Origin of the sequence: Streptomyces sp. Ag82_O1-12, assembly GCF_900182715.1 — a bacterium.
GTDB classification, from domain to species: Bacteria; Actinomycetota; Actinomycetes; order Streptomycetales; family Streptomycetaceae; genus Streptomyces; species Streptomyces massasporeus.
Map to the genome: position 1 here is coordinate 8,011,125 of NZ_FXUW01000001.1, position 22,981 is coordinate 8,034,105.

Sequence of the window (22,981 nt, forward strand, 5' to 3'; positions counted from 1 at the left end):
ATGGGTCGGGACGAGGGATATCTCCTGGACAACCGGCAGGCCGAGGCCGGGACGCGCTTCGACGCGCTGGCGGCCCTCTTCGACGCCTCGACGTTCCGGCACGTCGAGGCGGCCGGGATCGCCGAGGGGTGGCGGTGCTGGGAGGTCGGGGCCGGCGGGCCGAGCGTGGCGGCGTGGCTGCGCGAGCGGGTCGGGCCCACCGGGCGCGTGCTCGCCACCGACATCGACGTCTCCTGGACCGGGACGACCGCCACCGAAGGCGTCGAGGTGCTCCGGCACGACGTCGGCCGCGACGATCCGCCGCCCGGCCCCTTCGACCTGGTGCACGCCCGTCTCGTCCTGGTCCACGTCACCGAGCGCGACGCCGCGCTGCGCGCCATGATCGGAGCGCTGCGCCCCGGCGGGCTGCTGCTGGTCGAGGACGCCGATCCCGCGCTGCAGCCGCTGATCTGCCCCGACGAGCACGGCCCCGAGCAGGAGCGGTCCAACCGGCTCCGCGCCGGTTTCCGGGAACTGCTGCGGCAGCGCGGTGCCGATCTCTCCTACGGACGCAGACTGCCGCGGCTGCTGCGCGAGGCGGGCCTCGTGGACGTCGAGGCCGACGCCTACTTCCCGGTCACCTCGCCCGCCTGCGACGTCCTGGAGGCGGCCACCGTCCGGCAGGTGCGGGACCGGCTCATCGCCGCGGGCCTCGCCACGGACGAGGAGATCGACGCGCATCTCGCCGCTGTCGAGGGGGGACGCCTGGACCTCGCCACCTCGCCGATGGTCTCCGCCTGGGGCCGCAGACCGGCAGACGACGGGGCGCAGCGACTCGTCTAGGTCTCCACCCGTCCCTCCGCGAAACCGGTGCTGTCGAAGCCGGGCTCCAGTTCCACACCGGTGGCGTTCAGGAAGAAGGCCACCATGTGGTACTGCCCCACCAGCATGGCGATCTCGATCAGTCCGGCCTCGTCGAAGTGCTCGGCCAGACCCTCCCAGGTCGCGTCGGACATCGTGGCATCACGGTGCAGCTCGTCCGCCGCGCGGATCAAGTGCCTCTGGAGGTCCGTCCAGCCGGGTCCCTCCGGCCCTTCGCCGATGCGGTCGATCTCCGCGTCGGTGACGCCCTCGGCTCTGGCCAGGGGAAGGTGCCGCCCCCACTCGTACCGGGAGCCGGTGTTCCACGCGGTGCACAGGATCAGCAGTTCGCGCACGTCACCCGGCAGCCGGCCGCTGCCGAGCAACTGGCCGCCGAACGGCAGGAACTGCTCGTAGAGATCGGGATGGCGCACGAGCGTGGTGAAGATGTTGGGGACCCCGCCCCCGGGATCGTGGGGAGCGACGGCCAGCAGTTCCCGGGTGCGGGGGTCCCACTGTTCTTCGGTGAGCGGCTTCAGCCGCGGTCGGGTCGGTCGGGCGTCTTCGTCGCGCTGTGGCATGGCGGCCTCCGGTTTCCGAGGGAATCACCCTAGGAGACCGGCTGAACACTCGACAGTGAAGAGGCGGGAGCAGTCAGCCCGTCGGGTCGAGAACGATCTTGCGGACGCCGTCGGAGCGGCCGGCGAACAGTTCGTACGCCGCCGGCCCGTCGGAGAGGGCGAAGCGGTGCGAGACCACGACCTCGGGCTTGATCCGTCCGGCACGGGTGAGGGCGAGCAGGGGAGGGAGCTCGTAGTGCACCGAGCACAGCCCGATCGCGAACTCCAGTTCCTTGACCTGCGCCAGGTACATGTGGAACGGGAACGCCTTGTTCTGGCTGACTCCGATGACGCTGACCCGGCCGGCCTGCCGGACCGCCTTGACGGCGAGTTGGATGGTGGCGTCGGAACCCACCGCCTCCACCACGGCGTCCGGTCCGCGGCCGGCGGTCATGTCCCGGATGGCCGCCCGCACGTCGTCACCCTCGACCGGCTCGACGCCCAGGCCGGCCGCGAAGGCGCGGCGCTCCGCGACCAGGTCCACGCCCAGCACCCGGGCCGCGCCCATCGCGAAGGCGGACTGGGCGGCCATGAGGCCGACCGGGCCGAGGCCGACGACCAGGACGGTCTCACCGGGCTGGATACGGGCACGGCGGCAGCCGTACCAGGCGGTGGGTGCGTTGTCCGTCAGGACGACGGCGGCCTCGTCGGAGATGTCCTCGGGCAGGTGCACCAGATTGACGTCGGCGCAGGGCACTGCCAGAGCCTGGGCCTGGCTGCCCTGGAGCTTCGGACCGACTCCGTAGCAGAGCTCCGTCGCCGACGCGGCTCGCTCGCACCGGGCGGTGAACCCGGCCGCGCACTGCCGGCACTGCGCACAGCCGACAGAGGCGGGCACCAGGACCCGGTCGCCGGGCTTGAAGCGGGTGACCTGGCCGCCGGTCTCGACGACCACGCCGACGCATTCGTGTCCCGGTGTGTAGCCCAGGTCCGGGCTGAACCCGTTGCCGCCGTAGATGTGCAGGTCGCTGCCGCAGATGCCGGCCGCGGTCACCCGCACCACGGCGTCCCCGGGGCCGGCGACGGCCGGGTCGGGGACGTCCCCGAAGCGGATGTCGTGACGGCCGTGGTAGGTCAGTGCCTTCATCGGATCTCTCCCTCCCCTCGGCCCGGTCAGTCGGCGATCTTCAGCACCAGCTTGCCGCGGTTGTCACCACGGAACAGGCGCATCAGGGTGTCGGGGAACTCCGCGACCGAGCCGGACACCACGTCCTCCAGGGACTTCAGCCGGCCCTGCGCCCGCCACGTGGCCATCTGCGCGATGCCCTCCGCGTACCGATCGGCGTAGTCGAAGACCACGATGCCCGTCATGGAGGCGCGGTTCACCAGCAGCGACAGGTAGTTGGCGGGGCCTTGCGGCTTGGTGCTGTTGTACTGGGAGATCGCGCCGCAGACCACGACACGGGCGCCCCGCGCCAGCCGCAGCAGCACCGCGTCCAGAACGTCGCCGCCGACGTTGTCGAAGTACACGTCGACGCCGTCGGGTGCGTGCTCGCGCAGGGCCTTGCGGACGTCCTCGCTCTGGTAGTCGATCGCGGCGTCGAATCCGAACTCGTCCACCACCAGGCGGCACTTGGCCTCGCCGCCGGCGATGCCGATGACCCGGCATCCGAGGATCTTGGCGATCTGCCCGACGACGCTGCCGACGGCCCCGGCAGCTCCGGAGACCACGACGGTCTGCCCCGGCTCGGGACGTCCGACCTCGATCAGGCCGAAGTAGGCCGTCAGGCCCGACATGCCGAGCGTGCCGAGAAAGGTCGGCAAGGGCGCGGCCGAGGGATCGACCTTGGTCACGCCGCGCCCGTCCGACACGGAGTACTCCTGCACGCCGAACGTGCCCGACACATGGTCGCCGACCGCGAATCCGGAGTGCCGGGAGGCGACCACCCTGCCCACCGCGCCGGCGCGCATCACCTCGCCGATCTCCACCGGCCGGATGTAGGACCTGCCCGCGTTCATCCAGCCGCGCATCGCCGGGTCGATCGACAGACAGAGCACCTGTACCAGGAACTCCCCGTCGCCCGGCTGCGCCGCCGGCTCCTCGACATGCTCCCAGTCGGTGGGTTGCGGCTCTCCCACGGGACGTGCGGCCAGGCGTATCTGGCGGTTGATCGTGCTCATCTGCGGCGACTCTCCTCAGCTACATACCGCCCAGTCGGTACGGCCGTGAGCGTACGGGTGCCCGCCGTCCGAGGCAAGAGCCGGAGCGCCACGACTCACGGCTCAGGCGGCCGGCCGGTCCCGGGCGGTGAGCTACTCCTGTCCGGGAACCGCCATCTCCCCGAGGAGCGACCAGTCGTCCTGCGGGACGTTCGCGTTCACGATGCGCGGCGTCTCGGCCAGATGCGGAGGCAGCGTCTGCTGGGCGGCCTTGAAGTGCGCGGACTGAACGTGTGCGGCTCCGGCCTCGTCGTCGCGGAAGGCCTCGACGAGGACGTACTCGGACGGCTCGTCCACGCTGCGCGACCAGTCGAACCACAGGCAGCCGGGCTCGGCGCGCGTCGCCCGGGTGAAATCGGCTGCGATCTCGGGCCAGCGGTCGGCGTGCTCGGGGCGGACGCGGAACTTCGCGGTGATGAAGATCATGGGATTCCCTTCGGTGAAGTGCGGAAGTGCGGAAGTGCTGATTGCTGCAGTGCAGTCGGCGACTCGATCGTACGAACCCGGATCGATGGCTACGTGACGGAAGGGCACTGGTGATCAGGAGGACCGGTACGGATGCACCGCCCCCTCCGTCGAGGTCAGCGGCGCGCCGCTGCCGCCCCACCGCAGCGCCACGATCTCGGCGGCGACGGACACCGCCACCTCCTCGGGCGTACGCGCCCCGAGGTCGAGGCCGACCGGTGAGCGCAGCCGGGACAGCTCGCGCTCCGTGAGCCCGGCCTCGGCCAGCCGTTCCGCCCGGTCGGCGTGGGTACGGCGGCTGCCCATCGCCCCGATGTAGGCGGCCGGGCGGCGCAGCGCCTCCGTCAGCAGCGGTACGTCGAACTTCGGGTCGTGGGTGAGGACGCAGATCACCGTGCGCTCGTCCGTGGTGGTGTTGCGCAGATAGCGGTGCGGCCACTCGGCGACCACCTCGACGCCCTCGGGGAAGCGCCGGGGCGTGGCGAAGACGGGGCGGGCGTCGCAGACGGTGACCCGGTAGCCGAGGAAGTCCCCGATGCGGGCCACGGCCGCGGCGTAGTCGATCGCGCCGAAGACCAGCATCCGCGGCGGCGGCGCGAAGGACTGCAGGAACACGCTCACGGAGTCCTCACGGCGCTGCCCCTCGGGCCCGTAGTGCCGCAGGCCGGTGGCGCCGAGAGCGAGTTCGCCGCGGGCGTCGGCGGTCACGGCCGCGTCCAGGCCGCTCGCGCCGAGCGTGCCGAGGGTCCGGTCCGCCCAGACGGCGAGGGCCGCCCCGCGCGGGGCCGGGCCGTCGGCCACGGTCGCCACGGTGACCGGCTCGCCCGCCGCGACCGAGTCCGCGACGGCGCCGAAGCCGGGATCCCGCTCGGCCGTGACCGCGCGCACGAGCAGAGTGATCTCGCCGCCGCAGGTCAGGCCGACCGCGAAGGCGTCCTCGTCGCTGTAGCCGAAGGTCTCCAGCCGGGCCTCGCCGCCCGCGGCGACCTCCTGCGCCAGCTCGAACACCGCGCCCTCGACACAGCCCCCGGAGACGCTGCCCACGACCTCCTCGTCCGGGCCCACCGCCATCGCCGCGCCCGGGTCGCGCGGCGCGCTGCGGCTGACCTGGACGACCGTCGCGAGTCCGAACGGCACCCCGGCCGCGTACCAGCGGCCGAGCACCGGGAGAACGTCACGCACGAGCCGCTCCCTTCCTTGCGCGCACCCCGCCGGGTACCCCGGCAGCGGTTAATTCCGTTGTGGCCCTCCGTGCCGGTCTGCTGCACTGCTCGGGACAGCGACGTCACCGAGTCCGAAGGAGCGCCAGATGCGCACTGCGTGCATGTCCCCCCAGTCAGGAAAGGACCTCTCTCCAAAGGACATGACGCTTCGTGCACATGCTCAACCTGGGAATTCTCGCCCATGTCGACGCCGGTAAGACCAGCCTGACCGAGCGGCTGCTCCATTCGGCCGGGGTGATCGACGAGATCGGCAGCGTCGACGACGGGAACACCCGCACCGACACCCTCGCTCTGGAGCGCCGGCGCGGCATCACCATCAAGTCCGCCGTGGTCTCCTTCCCGCTCGACGGCGTGACCGTCAACCTCATCGACACCCCCGGCCACCCGGACTTCATCGCCGAGGTCGAGCGCGTCCTCGGCGTGCTGGACGGCGTCGTTGTGGTGATCTCCGCCGTCGAAGGGGTGCAGGCGCAGACGCGGGTGCTGATGCGGACGCTGCGGCGGCTGCGCATCCCGACCCTGCTCTTCGTCAACAAGATCGACCGTAGCGGGGCGCGCCACGAGGCGGTGCTGCGGGAGATCTCGGCCCGGCTGACCCCCGCGATCGTGCCGATGGGGACCGCCGCCGGCCTCGGCACCCGAGCGGCCCGCTTCACCCCCGGGTTCGCACCGGCCGCCGCCCTCGACGTCCTGACCGGGCACGACGACGCCCTGCTGGCCGCGTACGTCGAGAACACCGTCACGGACGCGTCGCTGCACGGCTCCCTCGCCGCGCAGACCCGGGAGGCGCTCGTCCACCCCGTCTACTTCGGCTCCGCCGCCACGGGCGCGGGCGTGGAGGCGCTCCTGTCCGGCATCGAATCGCTGCTTCCGGCTGCCGACGGCGACCCGGACGGGCCGGTGTCCGCCACCGTGTTCAAGGTCGACCGGGGCCCGGCGGGGGAGAAGGTCGCCTACGCGCGGATGTTCTCCGGGACCCTGCGCACCCGCGACCGGGTCCCCTTCGGTACGGACGGCGCCGAGGGCCGGATCACCGGCATCAGCGTCTTCGGCCACGGCACGGACACGCGTGAGGACTCCGTCGCCGCCGGCCGGATCGCCCGCCTCACCGGGCTCGGCGACATTCGGATCGGCGACGCGATCGGCGAACCCCGCAAGGCGTACGAGCACTTCTTCGCCCCGCCCACCCTGGAGACGGTCGTCGTCCCCGGCCCGGGCGTGAACCGGGGAGCGCTGCACCTCGCGCTCACCCAACTCGCCGAACAGGACCCGCTGATCGGCCTGCGCCGCGACGAACGCCGCCAGGAGACCTCGGTCTCGCTGTACGGCGAGGTGCAGAAGGAGGTCATCCAGGCCACCCTCGCCGAGGAGTACGGCCTCGACGTCACCTTCCGCGAGACGACTCCGCTCTGCGTCGAACGGCCCGTCGGCACCGGGCAGGCCGTGGAGTTCAACAAGAAGGACCCCAATCCGTTCCTCGCGACGGTCGGCCTGCGCGTCGACCCCGCGCCGGTCGGCTCGGGCGTCGGCTTCCGGCTGGAGGTGGAGCTCGGGTCGATGCCGTACGCCTTCTTCAAGGCCGTCGAGGACACCGTGCGCGAGACCCTCGACCAGGGCCTGCACGGCTGGCAGGTCACCGACTGCGTGGTCACCATGACCCACAGCGGCTACTCGCCCCGGCAGAGCCACGCCCACCAGGGCTTCGACAAGAGCATGTCCAGCACGGGGGCCGACTTCCGCGGCGTGACCCCGCTGGTGCTGATCGAGGCGCTGCGGCGGGCCGGGACGCGGGTCCACGAGCCGCTGCACCGCTTCCGTGTCGAGGCGCCCGCCGACACCCTCGGCGCCCTGCTGCCGGTCCTCGCCGGGCTCGGGGCCGTGCCCGAGACGACACGGAACCGGGAGGACGTCTGCGTCCTCGAAGGCACCGTGCCGGCCGCCCGGGTGCACGCCCTCGAACAGAAGCTGCCGGGGCTGACCCGGGGCGAGGGCGAGCTGGAGAGCTCCTTCGCTCACTATGCGCCGGTCACACACGGCACGATCCCCGAGCGTCCGCGCACCGACCACAACCCGCTGAACAGGAAGGAGTACGTGTTGAACGTGACACGGAGGGTGAGTGGCTGAAGTGTGAGGGTCGGCCGAGCGGAACTTACTCCGGAGTCAGAGGTGTTGACGGTGTCCTGATATCGCCGGACTGTAGTGGACATGCCGACTATCCGAGCGCGTCTGCTGGTTGTCCTGGTCGTCCTGTTCGGCTCCGTGTCGGTGGCGGGCGTCCCGCCGGCCACCGCCGCTCCCCCTCCCGGCTCCCTCTGGTTCGACGACCCGGCCGTCACCGTCCAGGACGGCCGCTTCACCGACGCCCACGGCCGCGAGATCGTGCTGCGCGGCTACAACGTCTCCGGTGAGACCAAACTCGCGGAGAACAAGGGCCTGCCTTTCGCCTCGGTCGCCGACGCCCGTAAGTCGGCGACCGCATTGCGCGCCCTCGGCGGCGGCAGCACCGTCCGCTTCCTGCTCTCCTGGGCGTACGCCGAGCCCGAGCGCGGCCAGGTCGACACGGCCTACCTGGCCGCCGCGACCGACCAGATGAAGGCCTTCCTCGACGCCGGCATCCGCGTCTACCCCGACTTCCACCAGGACCTCTACTCCCGGCACCTCTTCGACACCGACAGCTGGTACACCGGCGACGGCGCGCCCAAGTGGGCGGTGGACGCCGGGAACTACCCGGACGAGTCCTGCGGGATCTGCCTCTTCTGGGGGCAGAACATCACCCAGAATCAAGCGGTGACACGTGCCACGTACGACTTCTGGCACAACGCGCACGGCGTGCAGGACGCCTTCCTCACCACCGCCCAGACGACCATGGCCTACGTCCAACAGCACCTGAGCGCCGCTCAGTTCAAGGGCGTCGTCGGATTCGACCCGTACAACGAGCCGCACGCGGGCGTGTACGACTCGGGGCAGACCAGCCGCGCCTGGGAGAAGGACGTGCTCTGGCCGTTCTACGAGAAGTTCCGGGCCCGCATGGACACGGCCGGCTGGCGCGACAAGCCCGCCTTCGTCGAGCCGAACCTCTTCTGGAACGCCAACATCGACTTCCAGAAGCAGGAGGGCGGCCTGCTCGACGCCGGCGAACTCGGGCCGCGCTACGTCTTCAACACCCACTTCTACGACCAGAAGGCCATCTCAGGCGTCTTCATGTGGGGCAAGGCTGCCGACGGCCAGTACGCGGGTGACTTCCGCACCGTCCGGGACCGTGCCGCCGCCGCGCAGACGGCCGCCGTGGTCAGCGAGTTCGGACACCCCCTGGCCGGCAACGTCTCCGACAAGGCGCCGACCGTCCTCAAGGCGATGTACCAGGCCCTCGACTCACGCCTCAAGGGCGCCGACTGGTGGACCGACCCGGCCGCCTCGGGACCCGTGCTCTCCGGCTCCCAGTGGCAGTGGGACATCTACAACGGCCGCCATCACGAGCTGATGAACGGCAACCCCGACAAGGTGCTCACCACCGGCGACGCCTGGAACGACGAGGACCTGTCCGCCGTACGCCTGGACGACGCGGGCAAGCCGGTACTGCGCCAGGACGCCCGGCTCCTGGACCGCGTCTACCCCAGCGCCACGGCCGGCCGGACCGTCGGCTTCACCTACGAGGACCGCTCCCGGGACGGGTCGACGACCCTGACCTGGAACCCGGTGCCCAGTTCCCTGCCGAACGTGCAACGACTCGTGGGGGCAGGACAGTACGGGCTGCTGCTGTGGCGCTCCGACGGCGGCACGGCGCCCACCGAACTGCACCTGCCGGCGAGCTTCCCGACCGCGTCCACCACGGTCGTCTCCGACCTGGGCGCGGTCCACGCCCCGCCGGCGTACACCTCGACGACGCCGGTCGGCGTGGCGCAGGAGCCCGGCGGCACGGGAAGCCGCCGTCTGCTGCTCACCGCGCCGGACTCGGGCGTCCTGCACTACGCGCTGGTGACCAACGGGGCGACGGCTCCCTCGGCGGATCTGCTCACCGCGGCCCGCTCCGAACTGGCGGCGTGGGCGGCGAGGGCGGTCACTTAGGTGTGCTGTCCGGAGGGGCGTTCGGTGTCCGAGGCGCAGGGCTGCTGGTAGGCCCGTTCGGCGAGCAGGTGCGGTGGGCGGGTTCGACCTTGCCGATGGTCTGCGGCCGCGCGGGGCGGGTCCGGCAGGGGCTGATGCCCACGCCGCGGCAGTGCTGACGCCATGTGTTCTTGGTGCGGGCCCAGGCGGTTTCGGCCGGCACGCGTTCGACGGTGACGCCCTGGCCGGCGTGCCCAACGTGCCCGGCGTGCCCGCCGAGCCCGGCGGTGGCCCGGCGCGGGAAGCCGGCGCAGGTGGCGGCCTTCTCGGGATTATCGCGGTCGCTCGGCGCGGGTTGTCGATCCGGGCGTGTGTCGTTCGTGTAAGAGGTGCAAGGACACGCGGATGACCAGAGGCCGAGGAGGCCCGTCATGAAGTACTACCTGCTCAGCGTGATGCAGCCGGTCGGCGACCCGCCCGCCCCCGACGTCCTCAAGGAGATCGGAGACAACCTGGAGGCCTTCCACCGGGAGCTGCGGGAGGCGGGCGCGTGGGTCTTCGCCGGAGGGCTGCACGGTCCGGAGTCCGCCACCGTGCTGCGGCCCGGCGACGGCGAAGTCCTGATCACCGACGGCCCCTACGCCGAGGGCAAGGAGATGCTCGGAGGCGTCTGCCTGGTCAAGGCGCCCGACCTGGACGCCGCTCTGGAGTGGGGGCGCAAGGCGGCCCTGGCCACCACCCTGCCGATCGAGGTGCGCCCCTTCCTGGGAGACGCCGACTGATGGTTGTGGATGTCGAGGCGGTCTTTCGCGCGGAGTACGGCCGCGCGGTCGCCGTCCTCGTCCGCTTCCTCGGCGACATCGACCTCGCCGAGGAGGCGGTCCAGGACGCCTTCACCACGGCGGTCCGGCGCTGGCCGGAGACCGGCCTCCCGCCGAGCCCGGCCGGGTGGATCATCACCACCGCCCGCAACCGGGCCGTCGACCGCCTGCGCCGGGAGTCGTCCCGGCCCGCCCGGCACGCCGAGGCGGCCCTGCTGCACGCCGCCGGCGCACCGTCCGAGGAGGGCCCCGTGCGCGACGACCGTCTCCGCCTGATCTTCACCTGCTGCCACCCCGCGCTCGCCCTCCGGACCCGGGTCGCCCTGACCCTCAGACTCCTCGGCGGCCTCACCACGGAGCAGATCGCCCGTGCCTTCCTGGTGCCGGAACCGACGATGGCGCAGCGGCTGGTCCGGGCGAAGGCGAAGATCCGCGACGCCGGCATTCCCTACCGGGTGCCCCGCGACGCCGACCTGCCCGACCGGCTCGACGGAGTTCTGGCCGTCGTCTACCTGATCTTCAACCAGGGGTACGAGGGCTCGCCCGAGCTGCGCGCGGAGGCACTGCGGCTCGGCCGGCTGCTGGCCGAACTCATGCCGGACGAGCCCGAGGTCATCGGCCTGCTCGCGCTGATGCTTCTGGTCGAGTCACGCCGCGCCGCCCGCGAGAGCGACCGGGGCGCGCTGGTGCCGCTGCCCGAGCAGGACCGGACCCGCTGGGACCGCGACCTGATCGCCGAGGGACAGGCACTCGTCCGCCGCTGCCTGCGCCGGAACCGGCCCGGGCCCTACCAGTGCCAGGCCGCCATCCAGGCCGTGCACAGCGACGCGCCCGGCGCGGAAGGTACCGACTGGGCCCAGATCCGGCAGCTGTACGACCAGCTCATGGCGATCGCCCCCAGCCCGGTCGTGGCGTTGAACCGGGCTGTCGCCGTGGCCGAGACCGACGGTCCGGGACCGGCCCTCGCCCTGGTGGACGCCCTCGGCCTGGACGGCTACCACGTCTTCCACGCGGTCCGCGCCGACCTGCTGCGCCGCCTGGGCCGAGACGCCGAGGCCGTTGAGGCCTACGAGAAGGCTGCCGCGCTCGCCGGGAATCCGGCGGAACGCGCGTTCCTGGCCGACCGCGTGAGGGCGCTCACCCGCCGACGCGGACCGGACGATCCGTTCAGCGGCGCGGATTTTGCTCCGTGAACACGTCGAAGTCGAGCCCGGCACGGCCGCCACCGGGAATTCGGACAATCCTTCCCGGTGCATTCAGTTGTCCGAATCCACACAGTGATCTCGGTAAAGCACCGGGAAAGTAACTTCTAGATGCAATCAACTGGCCAAAAAGTGATCCCCATTGCAAATGAACTTGGTGCAGCATCGCCCTCGTCAGCCGACGGTGCGCAACCGGACGACCATTCCCGCGCGCCGGTTCACGAGGGGAGTCCGAAGGCGTGGGGCGTGGCAGGGACAGGGCGGAGCGGGTCGCGTCGGACGCGGCCGAACGGCTCCTCGCGGCCGGACGGCTGCTTCAGAAGGCACCGGCCACCCCGGACGGCCGGGCGGTGTTCCGGACCGACCAACCGGTCAACGACCAGCCGTACAGGGACCGTTGGGCACATGATCGGGTCGTGCGCTCCACCCACGGAGTCAACTGCACCGGATCGTGTTCATGGCAGGTATACGTCAAGGACGGTCTGATCACCTGGGAGACGCAGGCGACGGACTACCCCTCGGCGGGCCCGGACCGGCCGGACTACGAGCCACGCGGCTGTCCGCGCGGTGCCTCGTTCTCCTGGTACACCTACTCGCCCACGCGGGTGCGCTACCCACACGCACGGGGTGTGCTCGTGGAAATGTTCCGGGACGCCAAACGCCGGCTCGGCGGAGACCCGGTCCTGGCATGGGCGGATATCACCGGAGATCCGGAAAAGCGGCACCGCTACCAGGCGGCGCGCGGCAGGGGCGGCCTGGTGCGGATCGACTGGGGCGAGGCACTGGAAATCGCCGCCGCGGCGCACGTGCACACGCTGCGGGAGTACGGGCCGGACCGGATCGCCGGCTTCTCGCCCATCCCGGCCATGTCGATGGCCTCGCACGCGGTGGGGGCACGCTTCCACTCACTGATCGGCGCGCCGATGCTGTCGTTCTACGACTGGTACGCGGACCTGCCGGTCGCCTCGCCGCAGGTGTTCGGCGACCAGACGGACGTGCCCGAGTCGGGCGACTGGTGGGACGCGGCCTACCTGATGCTGTGGGGCTCCAACGTTCCGGTCACCCGGACCCCCGACGCGCACTGGATGACCGAGGCCCGCTACCGGGGTCAGAAGGTCGTGGTGGTCTCCCCGGACTACGCGGACGCGACCAAGTTCGCCGACGAGTGGCTGCACCCCCATCCGGGCACCGACGGGGCGCTCGCCATGGCCATGGGCCACGTGATCCTGCGCGAGTGCTTCGTCGAACGGCAGGTGCCGTACTTCACCGACTACGTCAAGCGCTTCACCGACCTGCCGTTCCTGGTGGCCCTGGACGACCGCGGGAGGGGCTCGTGCACGCCGGGCGCCTTCGTGACGGCCAGGGACCTGGATCTCGCCCGAGACGCCGAAACCGAGGCGCGACGCTGGATGCCGGTCCTGTACGACACGGTCTCCGACGCCCCGGTGGTGCCGAACGGAACACTGGGCGACCGCTGGGGCAAGGCGAGCGAGGGCCGCTGGAATCTGGACCTGGGCGACGTCTCCCCCCTGCTCACCTTTCTCGGCCACCCCGGCGCGACCCGGGCCGAGGTGGACCTGCCCCGGTTCGACGCGGAAGGCGAGGTGGTTCGCCGCTCCGTACCGGCGTACCGACTCGGTGACCGGCTGGTGACGACCGTCTTCGACCTGATGCTCACCCAGTACGGGGTGCGGCGCGAAGGCCTCGGCGGTACCTGGCCGCAGTCCTACGAGGACGCCGCCACACCGTGCACGCCCGCCTGGCAGGAGGCGATCACGTCGGTGCCCGCGGGCGCGGTGGTGCGGGCGGCGCGGGAGTTCGCGAGGACCGCGGAGCAGACCCGGGGCCGCTGCATGATCGTGATGGGCGCGGGCACCAACCACTGGTTCCACTCCGACACGATCTACCGGTCCTTTTTGTCCCTGCTGCTCCTCACCGGCTGTCAGGGCGTCAACGGGGGCGGCTGGGCACACTACGTGGGGCAGGAGAAGGTCCGTCCCTACGCGGGCTGGCAGCAGCTGGCGACGGCCGCGGACTGGGTGCGCCCGTCACGGCAGATGGCGGGGACGCCGTACTGGTACCTGCACACCGACCAGTGGCGCTACGAGCGGTTCAGCGCGGACGACCTGGCGGCACCGACCGCCTCCGGCGCTCTGAGCGGGCTGCACACCGCGGACCTCGTCGCCCGCTCCGCCCGGCAGGGGTGGATGCCGTCGTGTCCCACGTTCGCCGCCAACCCCCTCGACCTCGGGCGCCGGGTGCACGAGTCGGGCGCGGACCCGGCGCGCTGGGTGGCCGGGGAGAGGGACGCGGGCCGTCTGGGCTACGCCTGCGAGGACCCGGACGATCCGGTCAACTGGCCTCGTGTGCTCACCGTGTGGCGGGCCAACCTGATCGGCTCCTCCGCCAAGGGCAACGAGTTCTTCCTACGGCATCTGCTGGGCGCCTCGGACAACGCGAGCGCCGAGGAGGCCCCGCCGGACGCCCGGCCCAGGGACGTGCTCTGGCGGGACGAGGCGCCACGCGGCAAGCTCGACCTGCTGCTGGCGCTGGACTTCCGTATGACGTCCACGACCCTGTTCGCCGATCTCGTGCTGCCCGCGGCGACCTGGTACGAGAAGCACGACCTGTCCAGCACGGACATGCACCCCTACGTGCATGCCTTCTCCCCGGCGATCGACCCCCCGTGGCAGGCGCGCACGGACTTCGAGATCTTCCACTCCCTCGCCGCCGAGGTCAGCCGCCTGGCCGAGGGACGCCTGGACACGGCGTACGACCTGGTCGCCACGGCACTCCAGCACGACACCCCCGGCGAGGCTCCGCCCGACGGCCCCACCGAGCCGCGGTTCACCGTCGTGGAGCGGGACTACACCGCGATCGGCGCGAAGATCGCCGCACTCGGGCCGTTGGCGGAGGAACAGGGCATGACGGTCAAGGGCGTCACCGTCGTGCCGGAACGGGAGTCCGGCTGGCTCGCCGCACGCTGCGGCACCGCCACCGACGCGCCGGTGCGCGGACGGCCCCTGCTGGACACGGACGTCAAACTGTGCGAGGCGATCCTGGCCCTGTCGGGCACGACCAACGGCCGGCTCGCCGCCGAGGGCTTCGAACGTCTCGCCGAGCGCTGCGGCCCCGACTCGGGCCTGGCGGAACTGGCCGCCTCGGTGGCCGAGCGGCGCGTGGTGTTCTCCGACACGCAGGCACGGCCGGTGCAGGTGTCGGCGAGTTTCGAGTGGTCGGGCAAGGAGGCCCCGGACCGCCGCTACGCCCCCTTCACCATCAACACCGAGCATTTCAAGCCCTGGCACACCCTCACCGGCCGTCAGCACTTCTACCTCGACCACCCGTGGATCGCCGAGTTCGGCGAACAACTCCCGGTGTATCGGCCGCCGCTGGACCTGACCGCGCTCGGAGAACGGGGCGTGGACGGCGAAGCGGGCGGACGTTCGGTGACCGTGCGGTACCTGACGCCGCACTCGAAGTGGTCCATCCACTCCGAGTACCAGGAGAACCTCCTGATGCAGACCCTGGCCCGCGGCGGCCCGGTCGTGTGGATCAGCGTCGCCGACGCCGACGCGATCGGCGTGGCCGACAACGACTGGATCGAGGCGGTCAACGCCAACGGCGTCGTCGTGGCCCGGGCGGTGGTGTCGCACCGCATGCCGCCCGGCACCGTGTTCATGTACCACGTCCAGGAACGCCTGGTGAACGTCCCCAAGTCCGAGACCACCGGGCGGCGCGGCGGCGTCCACAACGCCCTCACCCGGCTGCTGATCAAACCGACCCACCTGATCGGCGGACACGCGCAGCTGTCCTTCGCCCCCAACTACTACGGACCCACCGGCAACCAGCGCGACGCGGTCACCGTCATCCGCCGCCGCTCCCAGGAGGTCGACTACTGATGACCCGCGGCGAAGCCCCCGTCGGACGCGTGATGGCCCAGGTGGCCATGGTGATGAACCTCGACAAGTGCATCGGCTGCCACACCTGCTCGGTCACCTGCAAACAGACCTGGACGAACCGGTCGGGCGCCGAGTACATGTGGTTCAACAACGTCGAGACCCGGCCCGGCCAGGGCTACCCCCGCGGCCACGAGGACCAGGACCGGTGGCAGGGCGGCTGGCAGCTCAAGCACGGCCGCCTGGTACCGCGCAGCGGCGGCCGGGCCCGGCGTCTGGCCCGCCTGTTCGCCAACCCGCACCTGCCCTCGCTCGCCGACTACTACGAGCCGTGGACGTACGACTACGAGAACCTGACCAGCGCACCGCTCGGCGACGACGTGCCCACCGCCGCCCCCCGCTCCCTGGTCGACGGCCGCCCCACCGAGGTGACATGGGGACCGAACTGGGACGACGACCTGGGCGGCGGGCCCGCGCACCTGGCGGACGACCCGGTGCTGAAGAAGATGAACGAGCGGGTCCGCCTGGAGTACGAAGAGGCGTTCATGTTCCACCTGCCGAGGATCTGCGAGCACTGCCTCAACCCGTCGTGCGTGGCCGTGTGCCCCTCGGGCGCGCTGTACAAGCGGATCGAGGACGGCATCGTCCTGGTCGACCAGGACCGCTGCCGGGGCTGGCGGATGTGCGTGACCGGATGCCCGTACAAGAAGGTCTACTTCAACCACCGGACCGGCAAGGCCGAGAAGTGCACCCTGTGCTACCCGCGCATCGAGGCCGGTCAGCCCACCGTGTGCTCCGAGACCTGCGTCGGGCGCCTGCGCTACCTGGGCGTCGTCCTCTACGACGCCGACAAGGTCGGCGAGGCGGCCGCCACCCCCGACGAACAGGACCTGTACGAGGCACAGCTGGGATGCTTCCTCGATCCGGAGGACCCCCGGGTGCGGCGCGCCGCCGAGGAGGCCGGCATCCCGCACGACTGGATCACCGCGGCCCGCAACTCGCCCGTGTACGCGCTCATCAGCCGCTACAAGGTGGCGCTTCCCCTGCATCCCGAGTACCGGACCATGCCCATGGTCTGGTACATCCCGCCGCTGTCACCGGTCGTCGAGTCCCTGACCGCCACCGGTCACGACGGCGAGGACCCCGCCAAGCTCTTCGCCGCCATCGACTCCCTGCGCATCCCTCTGGCCTACCTCGCCGGGCTGTTCACCGCCGGCGACCCCGCCCCCGTCGAGGCGGCCCTGTGCAGACTGGCCGCGATGCGCAGCCACATGCGCCGGATCAACCTCGGGGAGGAGCAGGACCCGGCCATCGCCCGCGCGGTCGGGATGGACGACGACGGCATCCAGGCCCTGTACCGCCTGCTCGCCCTGGCCAAGTACGACGAGCGGTACGTCATCCCCACCAGCTACACCGCCGACCCCGCCGCGGTCTCCGAGCCGGCGGGGTGCAGCCTCGACGGCCAGGGCGGCCCAGGCATGTACGCACCCGACATGTTCCACGCACCGCTGTCCGGCGAGCCGGAACCGGAGCACGCGGGCCAGTCCCTGCGGGGCCGGGTGAACCTGCTGAACTGGAACGGCCGCGGGCGTCCCGACGGCCTGTTCCCCAGGGGCGAGGAGCGGCAGGCGTGACCACGGCCCTGATCCACCAGGCGGCCTCGCTGCTCCTGCAGCACCCCGGCCCCGACTGGCCCGAGCGCCTGCACCTGGTCACCGACGCCCTCCACACCGCGACCGGCCCGGCCGCCGAGTGCCTGACACGGTTCCGTGCCGCCGTCGAAGGCATCCCCGCCCTGGAGCTGTCGGCCCGTTACGTCACCACGTTCGACCGCAGCCGGCGCCGCACACTGCACCTGACCTACTACACCGACGGCGACACCCGCCGCCGCGGACAGTCGCTGCTGACGTGGCGGCGGCTGTACCAGGCACACGGCTGGCAGCCGCCCGCGGACGAACTGCCCGACTTCCTGCCGCTGGCCCTGGAGTTCGCCGCCCGCTGCCCCGAACCCGGCCGCCGGGCCCTGCACGAGCACCGCGCCGCCCTGGAACTCCTGCGCCTGGCGCTGCGCGACCACCACAGCCCGTACGCCGACGTCCTGGAAGCGGTCTGCCACACCCTGCCCGGCGCCTCACCCGCCGACCGCGCCGCCGCCCTGCGCCTGGCACGGACCGGCCCGCCCGCCGAGACCGTCGGACTGCTCCCCTTCCCGCACCGCCCGCCCCACGTGGAGGAGACCCACCGGTGACCCATCTGCACATCACGCTGTGGGGAGTCCTGCCCTACGTCGTCGCCGTCACTCTGATCGCGGGCACCGCCTGGCGCTACCGCTACGACCGGTTCGGCTTCACCACCCGCTCCAGTCAGCTGCACGAACACCGTCTGCTGAGCATCGGGGGCCCGCTGTTCCACTACGGGCTCCTCTTCGTGGCGGCCGGGCACGTCATCGGTCTCCTCGTCCCCGAGTCGTTCACCGAGCGCGCCCATGTCCACGAATGGCTCTACCACGCCAACGCGCTCACCGTCGGCGGCCTTTCGGGCCTGGCCACCCTGACCGGCCTGGCCCTGTTGTTGTACCGGCGGCTGCGCGTCCCCGCCGTCCGGGCCGCGACCAGCCGCAGTGACCGAGCCGTCTATCCGGTCCTGACCTGTGTGCTGCTGGCCGGACTCGTCGCGACGGCCACCACGGTGCGACCCCATTCCTACGACTACCGGCTCGGCGTCTCGGTGTGGTTCCGTTCCCTGTTCACCCTCGACCCGAACGTGCCGGCCATGGCCCACGCACCGGTCGCATACCAGATCCACGCGTTGCTCGCCATGGCCCTGTTCGCCCTCTGGCCCTTCAGCCGCCTCGTCCACGCGTTCACCGCACCGCTCGGCTACCTGGTCCGCCCCTACGTCGTCTACCGCTCCCGCGGCGCACGCCGCGCTCCGGAGCCACCGTGGCCAGGCGCCCGGCCCTCACCGCGCGCGGGCGTCCGCCGGTAAGGCACGCACCTGCCGCCCCCGGCGTCGTGGCACTCCGGCACGTACCCCGACGCCGCCGCCGGCCACGCACCAGGCCGGACGTGGTCCTGGCGGAAAAGGCCACCCGTCCCGTGCGATCCGCGACCACTCGCGCGGGCGTGGCATCCGCGCGGTGATCCCCGTCCCGGCGGACCGCCACCGGCTGCGACGCGGCAGTCGGGGCGGCAGGCCACCAGCCTTCGGCCACGAGATACAAGCGGCGCGACACGGTCGAGCGGTGCGTCGACCGTCTCGAGCAGCGGCGCGGCATCGCCACTCGCCACGAGAAGGCCGCCGCCGTCCACCTAGCCGGACTTCACATCGCGGGAGTCTTCCTCTGGTCCGCCCGATCCGAACGAACGCCCTCAGCAGCCGGGCTCGTCCAGTCGGCCGCCACATGGCCGAGCCGGACGCGCTGCGGGTGGTCGCCGACCGGCACGGACACGACCTTCTTGCCGGTGGCGAAGTCGATGGCCGTGACCTGGTCGGTGCCGCTCTCGGAGACCACACAGGACTTGCCGTCACCGCTGACCGTGGCCCAGTAGGGCTTGGAGGCGGTGACGAGCGGGCCCTCCTGGAGAGTGGCGCGGTCGACGACGGTGGCGTAGTCGTCCATCGTGCCCGCGACGCACAGCTTGCGGCCGTCCGGGCTCATCGAGATGCCGTGGTGGCGCGAGTCGTTGACGAAGGTGGTGCGGTCGTCGCTGGTCGCCGGGTTCTTCGGCAGGGTCTTGGTGCGGGTGATCTTGTCGGTGGCGATGTCGTACTCGAAGAAGCCGTTGAAGAAGGAGACCTGGAAGTACAGCTTCGACTCGTCCGGCGAGAAGACGGCCGGGCGAACGGCGTCGGAGTAGTCCTTGAGGCCGAGCGCGTCCAGTTGCGGGCGCATGTCGATGACCTTGACCTGCTTGTACGTCGTGGCGTCGACGACCGTGATGCGCCGGTCGCCCTTCGTCCAGTCCAGCCACGGGGCGTCGGTCTGCGTGTTCACGTCGCCGATCGCCATGTTGTAGATGTACTTGCCGTCCTGGGTGAAGATGTTCTCGTGCGGCTTGTCGCCGGTGCCGAACTTGCCCAGTTCCCTGCCGGAGACGATGTCCAGCACATGGACGGTGTTGGCGGTCGACGCCGACACCGCGACCCGCTTGCCGTCGGGGGAGACGGCCATGTGGTCGGAGCGGTAACCGGACACGGGGAAGCGCCAGTTGAGCTTCCCGGAGGCGAGGTCGATCGAGACGACGTCGGCGAAGCTCGGCCGGGAGACGACCACCGAGGTCCCGTCCGGCGTGGAGTACATGTCGTCGACGAACTGGTCGTGGCCCTCGCCGACGCTGTTGCGGATCGCCATGAAGTAGATCCACTTGATCGGATCGGCGTTGATCGCCGCCATCCGCTCGTCCTTGTCGGGGATGACGTTGATGCGGCCGACCTTCGCGAAGTCACCGGAGGACCGGATGACATCGGCGGTGCCCTCCCAGTTGTTGCCCACGAACAGCACCTCGCGCAGCGCGGCGGAGGAGCCCGGGGCGGCCGCGGTGGCGGCGGTCGCGGGAGCTGTGGCGGTCAGGGCGAGGGCTGCGGCTACGGAGCACAGGTGCCTGCGTCGGAAGACGGGCATGACTGCTCCCCTCTCTGCTGTGGGGTCTTGGCCGGGGGTGCGCGTCGTGAGTGGGACATGCCAAAGCTGGGCGTGGAATCTGAACACACGCGCTTTCAGAGTCAACTTACTGCAAAGTAAGGAAGGGGCGGCCTTCTCCACAAGACCACGTGCACGACAAAATCAGTGTTCGAACGACGAAGGGAGAGCCGGTGCCGGGCAGACTCAGAGCGCCGACCGGCCGCTACGGCGGCAAGACCGCAGAGGAGAGGCAGGCCGAGCGGCGTCGGCGGTTCCTCGACGCAGCTCTCCAACTGTTCGGTGACGCCCCCGGTTTCCGCTCCACCACGGTCGCGGCCCTCAGCGAGACGGCGGGGCTGTCCACGCGTCAGTTCTACGAGGAGTTCCGCACCCTCGAGGACGTGCTCGCCGCGTTGCACCTCCAGGTCAACGGCTGGGCCGAGGCCGCGGTGCTGGAGGCGGCAGCGGGCGCGGCGGACCTGCCCCTCGCGGAGCGCGCCACGGCCATCTTCCGCTCCTACGCCGCGAACGTCACCGCCGATCCCCGCCGGATCCGCATCACCTTCGTGGAAATCATCGGCGTCAGCCCGCGCCTGGAGGAGCAGCGGCTCGCACGCCGGGCCGGCTGGGTGGACCTCATCTGCGCCGAGGCCGACGCGGCCGTCTCGCGGGGCGAGGCCGCCCCCCGCGACTACCGCCTCCCCGCGACGGCCTTCATCGGCAGCGTCAACGGCCTGCTGCACGACTGGAGCGCCGGCTGGGTCGACGCGACCCTCGACGAGGTCGTCGACGAACTGGTCCGGCAGTTGCTGGGGATCTTGTGGCCGCCGGGATGGAAGCCGGAAGGGTGAGGGCGGTACGGGATGCCGAGTGTGGGACGCCGGGCGCGGGGTGCTGGGCGGGGGGGAAAGCGTCCTGCCTGGCGCCACACGCCGCCCGGGTCCTCACCGGTCCAGGCGGGGTGGCGCCTGCCAGGTGGGACCCGCGTCGGCCCGCCCGCAGCCGACCGAGGCCACCGTCCCAGCGAGGCACCGAGGAGCCTCCCCCCGGAGACCAGGACATGACCGGCTAGACCGACACCAGCACCACGAGATCCACCGCCACCAGCAGCGCGACGCCCAGCAGCAGTCCGGCCAGCAGCCGTGCGCGCAGCGCGCGGTACACCGTCTCGTACTCGCCCCGCAGTTCCTCTCCGCGCCGGACCGTGCGCTGCCACGACGCCCGGGCGAGGGCCAGATGCTCCGCCGCGAACTGCCGTTCCGCCTCCGCCCGTTGCGCCTCCGGCAGCCAGTCGAGCCCGGCGGCGAAGCGGGCGGCGGCCGTCCGGGACTCCTCGTGTGCGGCGGCGGCCAGCAGATGGCCCTCGACCTCGTTGTGGAACGCCCGCAGGTCCACGGGGAGCCCTTCCATGGCGGTCACCGGAGCGTCAACTCCCGCTCCGCCGCCGCGATGGCGTCGTGGTGCAGGTCGAACGCCGGGGACTCGCTGCGGATCCTCGGCAGGGCGACGAAGTTGTGGCGCGGCGGCGGGCAGGAGGTCGCCCACTCCAGGGAGCGGCCGTAGCCCCAGGGGTCGTCGGCCGTGACCTTCGCGCCGTACTTCGCCGTCTTCCACACGTTGTAGAAGAACGGCAGCATCGACATGCCGAGCAGGAACGAGAAGACGCTCGACACCGTGTTGAGCGTGGTCAGGCCCTCCACCGCCAGGTAGTCCGGGATCCGCCGCTGCATGCCCTGGGCGCCGAGCCAGTGCTGGACCAGGAACGTGCCGTGGAAGCCGATGAACAGCGTCCAGAAGGTGATCTTGCCGAGGCGCTCGTCCAGCATCTTGCCGGTGAACTTGGGCCACCAGAAGTGGAAGCCGGAGAACATCGCGAACACGACCGTCCCGAAGATCACGTAGTGGAAGTGCGCCACCACGAAGTACGAGTCGGAGACGTGGAAGTCGATGGGCGGCGAGGCCAGCAGCACACCCGTGAGGCCGCCGAAGACGAACGTGATCAGGAAGCCGGTCGCCCACAGCATCGGCGTCTCGAACGAGAGGCTTCCACGCCACATGGTGCCGAGCCAGTTGAAGAACTTCACACCGGTCGGTACGGCGATGAGGAACGTCATGAAGGAGAAGAACGGCAACAGCACGCCGCCGGTGACGTACATGTGGTGCGCCCACACCGTCACGGACAGACCCGCGATCGCGATGGTCGCGCCGATCAGACCCGTGTAACCGAACATCGGCTTACGGGAGAAGACCGGGATGACCTCGGAGATGATGCCGAAGAACGGCAACGCGATGATGTACACCTCCGGATGCCCGAAGAACCAGAACAGGTGCTGCCACAGCAACGCCCCGCCGTTGGCCGAGTCGAAGATCTGCGCCCCGAACTTGCGGTCCGCCTCCAGCGCGAACAGGGCCGCGGCCAGGACCGGGAAGGCGAGCAGGACCAGGACACCGGTCAGCAGCACGTTCCACACGAAGATCGGCATGCGGAACATCGTCATACCGGGAGCGCGCATGCAGATGATCGTGGTGATGAAGTTGACCGAGCCGAGGATGGTGCCGAAGCCGGAGAAGGCCAGACCCATGATCCACATGTCGGCGCCGATGCCCGGGGAGCGGACGGCGTCGGAGAGCGGGCTGTAGGCGAACCAGCCGAAGTCGGCCGCGCCCTGCGGGGTGAGGAAGCCACCGACCGCGATGAGCGAGCCGAACAGGTACAGCCAGTAGGCGAACATGTTCAGCCGCGGGAACGCCACGTCCGGCGCGCCGATCTGCAGCGGCATGATCCAGTTCGCGAAGCCGGCGAACAGCGGCGTCGCGAACATCAGCAGCATGATCGTGCCGTGCATCGTGAACGCCTGGTTGAACTGCTCGTTCGACATGATCTGAAGACCCGGCCGGGCCAGCTCGGCGCGCATGAGCAGCGCCATCACACCGCCGATGACGAAGAACGCGAACGACGTCACCAGGTACATCGTGCCGATCGTCTTGTGATCAGTGGTCGTCAGCCACTTGAGGTGCCTCATGCCCCGCCTGTGTCCGCGCCCCGCCCGCACGTCACACTTCACCGACGCGACGAGCATCAC

At 71.0% G+C, this 22,981-nt stretch carries 18 protein-coding genes; 10 read left to right on the forward strand and 8 right to left on the reverse strand.

The window, feature by feature from the left end; all coding sequences use genetic code 11:
• Positions 1 to 822 carry a class I SAM-dependent methyltransferase gene (locus QOL88_RS36470; protein ID WP_097222477.1) on the forward strand — a complete coding sequence of 274 codons (822 nt, stop codon included), beginning with the start codon at positions 1 to 3 and terminating at the stop codon, positions 820 to 822.
• Here QOL88_RS36470 and QOL88_RS36475 read toward each other — a convergent pair.
• The 5 genes from QOL88_RS36475 to QOL88_RS36495 all read right to left on the reverse strand — a co-directional run bounded on the left by QOL88_RS36475 (position 819) and on the right by QOL88_RS36495 (position 5,267).
• Entirely contained in the window at positions 819 to 1,421 is a 603-nt protein-coding gene (locus QOL88_RS36475; protein WP_097222478.1) for a carboxymuconolactone decarboxylase family protein, read from the reverse strand. The genes QOL88_RS36470 and QOL88_RS36475 overlap by 4 nt on opposite strands.
• A 73-nt stretch (positions 1,422 to 1,494) precedes the next feature.
• Positions 1,495 to 2,547 carry an alcohol dehydrogenase catalytic domain-containing protein gene (locus QOL88_RS36480; protein WP_097222479.1) on the reverse strand — a complete coding sequence of 351 codons (1,053 nt, stop codon included), beginning with the start codon at positions 2,545 to 2,547 and terminating at the stop codon, positions 1,495 to 1,497.
• Between the two features lie 26 nt (positions 2,548 to 2,573).
• The gene (locus QOL88_RS36485) at positions 2,574 to 3,581 is read right to left on the reverse strand and encodes an NADP-dependent oxidoreductase (protein WP_179879055.1); all 1,008 of its coding nucleotides are present in this window, start codon (positions 3,579 to 3,581) and stop codon (positions 2,574 to 2,576) included.
• 132 nt (positions 3,582 to 3,713) lie between these two features.
• Entirely contained in the window at positions 3,714 to 4,046 is a 333-nt protein-coding gene (locus QOL88_RS36490; RefSeq protein ID WP_097222480.1) for a putative quinol monooxygenase, read from the reverse strand.
• A 114-nt stretch (positions 4,047 to 4,160) separates the two neighbouring features.
• Positions 4,161 to 5,267, reverse strand: a complete 1,107-nt coding sequence (locus QOL88_RS36495) for an XdhC family protein (protein WP_097222481.1) — start codon at positions 5,265 to 5,267, stop codon at positions 4,161 to 4,163.
• A 191-nt stretch (positions 5,268 to 5,458) separates the two neighbouring features.
• Between QOL88_RS36495 and QOL88_RS36500 the strand changes: the two genes are divergently transcribed.
• From QOL88_RS36500 to narI, 8 genes are all read left to right on the forward strand, one after another.
• The gene (locus tag QOL88_RS36500; RefSeq protein ID WP_097222482.1) at positions 5,459 to 7,432 is read left to right on the forward strand and encodes an elongation factor G; all 1,974 of its coding nucleotides are present in this window, start codon (positions 5,459 to 5,461) and stop codon (positions 7,430 to 7,432) included.
• Between the two features lie 81 nt (positions 7,433 to 7,513).
• Positions 7,514 to 9,373 (forward strand): cellulase family glycosylhydrolase, encoded by a 1,860-nt coding sequence (locus tag QOL88_RS36505; protein ID WP_097223350.1) that lies wholly within the window; start codon positions 7,514 to 7,516, stop codon positions 9,371 to 9,373.
• 410 nt (positions 9,374 to 9,783) lie between these two features.
• Positions 9,784 to 10,134 (forward strand): YciI family protein, encoded by a 351-nt coding sequence (locus QOL88_RS36515; protein WP_097222483.1) that lies wholly within the window; start codon positions 9,784 to 9,786, stop codon positions 10,132 to 10,134.
• Positions 10,134 to 11,366 (forward strand): RNA polymerase sigma factor, encoded by a 1,233-nt coding sequence (locus tag QOL88_RS36520; protein WP_097222484.1) that lies wholly within the window; start codon positions 10,134 to 10,136, stop codon positions 11,364 to 11,366. Before QOL88_RS36515 ends, QOL88_RS36520 begins: the two co-directional genes overlap by 1 nt.
• Positions 11,367 to 11,614: 248 nt before the next feature.
• A complete protein-coding gene (locus QOL88_RS36525) occupies positions 11,615 to 15,277 on the forward strand; it encodes a nitrate reductase subunit alpha (protein ID WP_097222485.1) in 3,663 nt (1,220 codons plus the stop codon).
• Positions 15,277 to 16,908 (forward strand): nitrate reductase subunit beta, encoded by a 1,632-nt coding sequence (gene narH, locus QOL88_RS36530; protein ID WP_257027991.1) that lies wholly within the window; start codon positions 15,277 to 15,279, stop codon positions 16,906 to 16,908. The genes QOL88_RS36525 and narH overlap by 1 nt, the downstream gene beginning before the upstream one ends.
• Entirely contained in the window at positions 16,905 to 17,522 is a 618-nt protein-coding gene (gene narJ, locus QOL88_RS36535; RefSeq protein ID WP_097222486.1) for a nitrate reductase molybdenum cofactor assembly chaperone, read from the forward strand. Before narH ends, narJ begins: the two co-directional genes overlap by 4 nt.
• Entirely contained in the window at positions 17,519 to 18,262 is a 744-nt protein-coding gene (narI, locus tag QOL88_RS36540; RefSeq protein WP_097222487.1) for a respiratory nitrate reductase subunit gamma, read from the forward strand. Before narJ ends, narI begins: the two co-directional genes overlap by 4 nt.
• A 334-nt stretch (positions 18,263 to 18,596) precedes the next feature.
• Here narI and QOL88_RS36550 read toward each other — a convergent pair whose 3' ends face one another.
• Complete coding sequence (locus QOL88_RS36550) at positions 18,597 to 19,898, reverse strand: YncE family protein (RefSeq protein WP_097222488.1); 1,302 nt, start codon at positions 19,896 to 19,898, stop codon at positions 18,597 to 18,599.
• A 191-nt stretch (positions 19,899 to 20,089) separates the two neighbouring features.
• Between QOL88_RS36550 and QOL88_RS36555 the strand changes: the two genes are divergently transcribed.
• Entirely contained in the window at positions 20,090 to 20,749 is a 660-nt protein-coding gene (locus QOL88_RS36555) for a TetR/AcrR family transcriptional regulator (RefSeq protein WP_097222489.1), read from the forward strand.
• Positions 20,750 to 20,966: 217 nt separating this feature from the next.
• Here the strand turns inward: QOL88_RS36555 and QOL88_RS36560 are convergent, their stop codons facing one another.
• Entirely contained in the window at positions 20,967 to 21,308 is a 342-nt protein-coding gene (locus tag QOL88_RS36560) for a hypothetical protein (protein WP_097223352.1), read from the reverse strand.
• 5 nt (positions 21,309 to 21,313) lie between these two features.
• Positions 21,314 to 22,921, reverse strand: coding sequence for an aa3-type cytochrome oxidase subunit I (gene ctaD, locus QOL88_RS36565; RefSeq protein ID WP_097223353.1), 1,608 nt, complete (start codon positions 22,919 to 22,921; stop codon positions 21,314 to 21,316).
• Positions 22,922 to 22,981 lie beyond the last annotated feature (60 nt).